The sequence below is a fragment of the Paenarthrobacter nitroguajacolicus genome (assembly GCF_007786235.1).
Classification (GTDB): domain Bacteria; phylum Actinomycetota; class Actinomycetes; order Actinomycetales; family Micrococcaceae; genus Arthrobacter; species Arthrobacter nitroguajacolicus_A.
Genome location: NZ_VNFK01000022.1, coordinates 67,023 through 73,228 on the forward strand (window position 1 = coordinate 67,023; position 6,206 = coordinate 73,228).

The following is a 6,206-nucleotide window of genomic DNA, read 5'->3' on the forward strand; positions in this document are numbered from 1 at the left end:
CTTTCATGACAACCGACACCACTTTCCAGCAGGCCTTTGACGCCCTGAAGCGGGACCCTGGAGTCATCCTCTTCACGGCACTCCAGTGGATCCCCCAGCGCTCCAGCCTTAAGCGGCTGTTCACCAGCCACCCGGGAGAGTATCCGGTAGGCGGAGAAAAGACAGTGGAAATCTCACCAGGCTGGCTTGGGACCGTCATTGAGGACAAGGTGCCCTTCATTGCTGCCGATCTCACAGCGCTAAGGGACGTCTTTGCAGACTCCAAGCTCATCCAGCAACTGGGCTGCGGCGCCGTCATCAACGTCCCCGTGCTCGACCCCCACAGCAACGTCGTGGGCGTTCTGGCTCTCTTGGATGAAGAAGGCAAGTACACGCAGCACAGCGTGGACACCGCCGTTGGCGTGGTCAACCAGAATCTGGACGAGCTGGTCCAGGCCTTTGCATCCCACCCCACCGAAGTCCCAGAAGTCCCCGAAGTCTCAGAAGTCCCAGGGAAGGACACTGTTTAGCATGAGCACCACCCCCGAAACCACCCCGCTGGTCGTCCGCAACGCAAGCGTGCTGGACGTCCAGGCAGGCACCTACTCCACTGCCGACGTCGTAAGTGTTGACGGAAAGATAGCCAGCGTTGGCACTGACCTTGAAGCGCCTCCAGGTGCCCGCGTCATCGATGGCACCGGAAAGTTCGTCATACCGGGCCTGATCGATGCCCATGTCCACGTGGTGGCGTCCAGCGCCGACTTCCGCTCGCTCACCTACACTCCGGCGTCGTATGTCTACGCCCAGACGGCCCGCATCATGGGCGAGATGCTTCGCCGCGGCTTCACCACCGTCCGCGACCTTTCCGGAGCAGATTTTGGCCTGGCCATGGCGCAGGAAGAGGGGCTGCTGGAAGGTCCGAAAATCCACTTCTGCGGCCATGCACTGAGCCAGACCGGCGGGCACGGCGACATGCGCTTGCCCGGAGAGGACCACGATCCCAATGGCCGCGGCTGCTGCGGCATCGGACGCGTTGCCGACGGTGTGGACGCGGTCCGGGCCGCTGCCCGCGACGAAATCCGCAAGGGCGCCCACCACATCAAGATCATGGCATCCGGCGGAGTTTCCTCCCCCACCGACCGCATCGACTCCACGCAGTACTCCATGGAGGAAATGCGGGCAGCAGTGGAAGAAGCCGAGGCGGCCAACCGCTACGTCGCGGCCCACGCGTACACTGCGCGAGCCATCAACCGGGCGCTGGAAGCCGGAGTGCGTTCGATTGAACACGGCAACCTCCTGGACGACGAAAGCCTCAAGCTCTTCCTTGAGAAGGACGCGTTCTTGGTCCCCACTCTGGTCACATACTGGGCACTGAAGGAAGAAGGCAAGGAGTTCGGACTCACTGAAGAAATGTGGGGCAAGGTGGACTCCGTGCTGACCAGCGGCCTCGAAGCGATTGCCCGCGCCCACGAAGCCGGGGTGAAAATGGCGTTCGGTTCCGACCTCCTGGGCGGAATGCACCGCCACCAGAACGAGCAGTTCAGGCTGCTCGGAAAGGTCCAGCCTGCGATCGACGCCATCCGCTCGGCAACCACCACGGCGGCGCTGCTGCTGGAGCGCGAAGGGCAACTCGGCGTGATTGCCCCGGGCGCGGATGCAGACATGCTGGTGCTGGGTGCTGACCCAGTAGCCGACATCTCAGTACTGGCTGACATTTCGGAGCACCTGGAGCACCTCATCCAGAACGGCCGGGTGATCTCCTAGACACTCCCTCCGAACCGCCGCAAGGCCTGTTCATCGGCTGCTCAAGGATCGATACTGTAAGTATGCTGATCAATGCAGAATCGAGCAGGAGGAGGACATCGTGACCACGAAAGTAAACAAGACGATCATGGTCAACGTTCCCGTCAGTACGGCGTACAGGCAGTGGACCAAATTCGAGGAGTTTCCGCACTTCATGGGCGGAGTCGAACGCGTGACACGTCTCAGCGAGGACCGCTTGGAATGGGTGGCCGAGATTGCGGGCGTCCATCGCCACTGGGAAGCAAAGATCGTTCAGCAGGACCTGGACCGCGCCGTGGCGTGGGCTGCCGTGGAGGGCGCAAAGAACGCCGGCTGGGTTGAATTCAAGGAGGCCGGCCCCAGCCAGACGTCCCTTCACCTATCCCTGGAATACGAACCGCACGGCGTCCTGGAATTCCTGGGGGACAAGTTGCACGTTGTTGAAAGGCAGGCTGAGTCAGACTTGAAGAAGTTCAAGGAGTATATCGAGAAGCAGGCACCGGAAGCCGAAACTCCGACTCCTGGGACCGCGACTACTGCTACCCCGAACACCGGAGCTGCTGCCACCACGGACGCCGGCGCGGCCTCGGCTTCAACGCCAGTGATCGACCCCGCAACGCACGTCTTCGACCAGACCAACGGCTTAGTGGACCTCGAGGGCGATTCCGACGAAACCGCAGACAGCGACACCCTCAGTGCAGCTGAACGGAAGCGACGCGACGACAACCGTCCGGGCTACATCCCGCCGCCGCCAAGTGCCCTGCCGTAACAATCAGAAGAAAAGTGCCGCCCGGGTCCGATACGACCCGGGCGGCACTGCTGTTGGAGGCACTGCTGTTAAGGAAAGCGGCTACTTCTTGGTGCCGGTGTAGACGACGGCGGGAATCGCCGGAGCCTGCATGCCCTCACCGATGAAGAAGCTCGGGTGCGGCGGCTGGTTGTAGGCCACGTTCTCGCGCGCAACAGCCGTCCGGTAGACGGTGTCGTGCATCAAGGTCCGCAGGCGAACCTCCGTGGGAGCAGTGGTGGTGTAGATCCGCAGCTCGGTGCTGTCCGTGGACGGCCAAGCGATCTCTTCGCGCCAGTCACCCAGGATGTCAGCCTGGATGGACGGGTTGCCCTTGGTGGTGTTGTTGCTGCGGGCACCCTCAGCAGTCAGGAGCCTGTCGCTGGTCTCCGTTTCCCAGTTCCACTTGGAGATAGTCGGAACGCCGCGGGACACGGTGGCGTCGTAGTCGTGGTCCACGATTTCGCGGAGCAGGTCACCGTCCCACCATGCCAGGAAGTTGGCGGCCGGGATCTTCTCGGCAATCAGCTCACCCTTGGCCGACATCAACTGGCCAACAGGTGAATCCCAGGCAGCGCTGCCGCCGATGGCCCACCCCTCTGCACCCGCATAGCGGGGATCGATGTCACCTGCCGCGCCGCGGCCGGTGTCCTTGATGGCCGGGATGCTCCAGAGGACTTCGCCCGTTGCAGCATCACGGAAGGTTGCCCCGCGGTTGCCGCTCTGGCTCATGCTCTCGTGGACCGCGAACGTTTCCAGCCCTGGCCTGGACGGATCGAGGTCACTGGTGTGGATGGCATCGCCGTGGCCGAGCTTGGTGTTGTAGAGCGGCTGGCCGTTGTCGTCGATGGTCATGGAGCCGAAGACGAACTCATCCTTACCGTCCTGGTCGACGTCGGCGACGGACAGGTTGTGGTTGCCCTGCCCCTTGTACTCATCACCGGCCAGGTTGGAATCGAAGGTCCAGCGCTTCACGAGCTTGCCGTTGACGAGGTCGTAGGTGACCAGGACCGTGCGTGTGTAGTAACCGCGACTGAACATCATGGAGGGGTGCTCGCCATCAAGGTAGGCCACGCCTGCCAGGAAACGATCCACGCGGTTGCCGTAGTTGTCGCCCCAGCCGGTCACAGCACCGCGCTCAGGCTCGTAGGTCACGGTGTCCAGGATGGTGCCGGTTTCACCCTTGAAGACAGTGAGGAACTCGGGGCCCGAAAGGACGTAACCGGCGCTGTTGCGGTAGTCGGCGTCGGCGTTTCCGATCACCGTTCCGGCGGCATCGCGGGTCCCGTCCGCTGTCTTGAGGGAAACCTCAGCCTTGCCGTCGCCGTCGAAGTCGTAGGCAAGGACCTGGGTGTAGTGCGCACCGGCGCGGATGTTGCGGCCCAGGTCGATGCGCCATAGCTTAGTCCCGTCCAGCTTGTAGGCATCCACGTAGACGTTGCCTGTGTAGCCGGACTGGGAGTTGTCCTTGGCGTTGGATGGCGACCAGGTCTGGATCACTTCGTACTTGCCGTCGCCGTCGAGGTCCGCCACGGTGGCATCATTGGCCGAGTACGTATACGGCTTGCCGTCCGGTGTGACGCCGTCGGCCGGCTTGTCCAGCTTGATCGCGAGGTAGTTCTGGGCCAGCGGTGTGACGGCCTCGGTCAGCTTGTCCTGGCCCTGGCCGTTGCCGACGGTTTTGATGACGTAGCTGGATTCTGCGGTGCCATCCGGGTCCACGAACATCGTGGCATTTCGGACGGGCTCTGGAGTGATGTTGACGCCGTCGCGCAGGACTTGGAAGCCGATGCTGTCCTTGTCCAGGCCGAGCATTCGCCAGCTCACCGTGACGCCCTGATCCGTCAGGACGGCTACGGGTGCGCGGTCCAGGTTTTCCACTTGGCGCTTCAGCGAAGCCGGGTCCTTTGCGGCGGGTACGACGCCGGGAAGGCCGGCTTGTGCCGCCTGCGGCAGTTGGGTGGGAGCTGCTTGCGCGAGTGGGACACCTGTCAGGGCGATGGCGGCGGCAGCCAGGGAGGCCGACGCCGCGAGCGGGACTGCTTTCCACGCATGATGACGAGAGGTGGGGTAGGAACATTTCGAGGGGTGAGCCAAAGAACATCTCCTTTGATGCAGGGCGGCAGGGGGTCTGCCGCACCCTTTTGGAACGTTTCATAATCTCGGTCCAAAACCTCCCGGACTTCAGGCGGGTAGTGAGGACGTTGCGAGAAAACGCTTTCCGCCAACAAGGTTTACCAGCGGTTCAACTCCCCGGTCAAGGGTTTGACAGGAAATGACTGTGCGACTTCGATGAGAAATGTTCACATTTGTACCGACCGCATTGTTGCGTTCGGAAGTTTTCCATGACGGTCCGTTGCTCCGGATTTCGCTGGATTTAGCCCGGTTGAGCGCGGTGACGGATGGGCTTTGGCCGGGGCACTGCGCTCCGTAGTGTCGTGCCATGCCGAAGCCTCCAGTTACTCCCCTGTCCGTCCTTGACCTCAGCCCGGTGTCAGCCGGGCAGACCCCCGGCGAGGCACTGCGCAGCACGCTTGACCTCGCAGCTGCTGCCGAGGCTTCCGGCTACTCGCGCTACTGGTTGGCCGAGCACCACCTCAATACCGGCGTTGCTGGCTCTGCCCCACATATCCTTGCCGGTTTGGTGGCATCGGCCACCAAGACCATCCGCGTAGGGACTGCGGCCACCCTGCTGGGGAACTACAGGCCGCTTCAGATCGCAGAGAGCATAGGAACGCTCGCGGCAGTGTTCCCTGACCGCCTGGACCTGGGCTTTGGTCGCTCAGGTCCGCCCAAGTCGCCCAGCGAACCAGCACCAGGAGTGGTTCCCGCTGCGGAGGCCGTCAGTGATCGCGTGGTGGACGGTTTGCTGATCCCTTCACCACGCCCCATCTTCGGCGCTGTCCTGCCCAGGAAGTTCCGGTTGCAGGGTGAACTGCTGGGCCGCTTCCCCGGGGACACGGACAACTTCGAGAACGACGTCCAGGACATCATCGGGTTCTTCACGGGCCACTACCGAACGAAACACGGCGAGGAAGTCACGGCTACACCGGCTCTGGGACAGGCGCCGCAGTTCTGGGTCCACGGCTCAACAGCCGGGCCAAGCGCACGGTTAGCGGGAAAACTGGGCCTGCCCTTCGGTGCGAACTATCACGTTGCGCCTGCGGGCGTGCTGGACTCCATCGCCGAGTACCGCGCCCACTTCGAACCGTCCGCCATCTTGCAGGAACCGTACGTGATTGTCTCGGCAGACGTGTTGGTGGCCCCGGACGAACATCAAGCACAGCGACTCGCCCGCGGCTACGCCCAGTGGGTTTACGGTATCCGCAGCGGCCAGGGCGCCATCCCCTATCCGTCTCCCGAAGACGCACTGGAGCTTCACTTGGACGCTGAAGCCCAGGACCTCGTCAAAGACCGAGTGGACACCCGGCTGGTGGGCGACCCGCACCAAGTCAGCGACAAGCTGCGAACTCTGCAGCGGGCCACCGGCGCACAGGAACTGCTCATCACCACCATTGCCCACCACCCCGCCGACCGGCAGAACTCCTACCAACTGCTCGCCGAGGCCTGGGGGCTCTAGCTGTATTGTCCCGGCAGGTTGATGACACGGGGCTGGGAGTAACGCGATAAAGAGGACCTCCGGGTGTTGTGTGGAGCT

Annotated in this window: 5 protein-coding genes; 4 read left to right on the top strand and 1 reads right to left on the bottom strand. The window is 62.9% G+C overall.

The window, feature by feature from the left end:
• Nucleotides 1-5: 5 nt before the first annotated feature.
• The 3 genes from FQP90_RS20840 to FQP90_RS20850 all read left to right on the top strand — a co-directional run bounded on the left by FQP90_RS20840 (nucleotide 6) and on the right by FQP90_RS20850 (nucleotide 2,530).
• Nucleotides 6-509, top strand: coding sequence for a GAF domain-containing protein (locus FQP90_RS20840; protein ID WP_144652971.1), 504 nt, complete (start codon nucleotides 6-8; stop codon nucleotides 507-509).
• Between the two features lies 1 nt (nucleotide 510).
• Complete coding sequence (locus FQP90_RS20845) at nucleotides 511-1,743, top strand: metal-dependent hydrolase family protein (protein ID WP_144652972.1); 1,233 nt, start codon at nucleotides 511-513, stop codon at nucleotides 1,741-1,743.
• Nucleotides 1,744-1,843: 100 nt separating this feature from the next.
• The gene (locus tag FQP90_RS20850; RefSeq protein ID WP_144652973.1) at nucleotides 1,844-2,530 is read left to right on the top strand and encodes an SRPBCC family protein; all 687 of its coding nucleotides are present in this window, start codon (nucleotides 1,844-1,846) and stop codon (nucleotides 2,528-2,530) included.
• 81 nt (nucleotides 2,531-2,611) lie between these two features.
• On the opposite strand, the gene FQP90_RS20855 is transcribed toward FQP90_RS20850, so the two are convergent.
• Nucleotides 2,612-4,645, bottom strand: coding sequence for a rhamnogalacturonan lyase (locus tag FQP90_RS20855; RefSeq protein ID WP_144652974.1), 2,034 nt, complete (start codon nucleotides 4,643-4,645; stop codon nucleotides 2,612-2,614).
• A 346-nt stretch (nucleotides 4,646-4,991) separates the two neighbouring features.
• Here FQP90_RS20855 and FQP90_RS20860 point away from each other — a divergent pair, with 346 nt between their 5' ends.
• Entirely contained in the window at nucleotides 4,992-6,128 is a 1,137-nt protein-coding gene (locus FQP90_RS20860) for an LLM class flavin-dependent oxidoreductase (protein ID WP_144652975.1), read from the top strand.
• The last annotated feature ends 78 nt before the right edge of the window (nucleotides 6,129-6,206 follow it).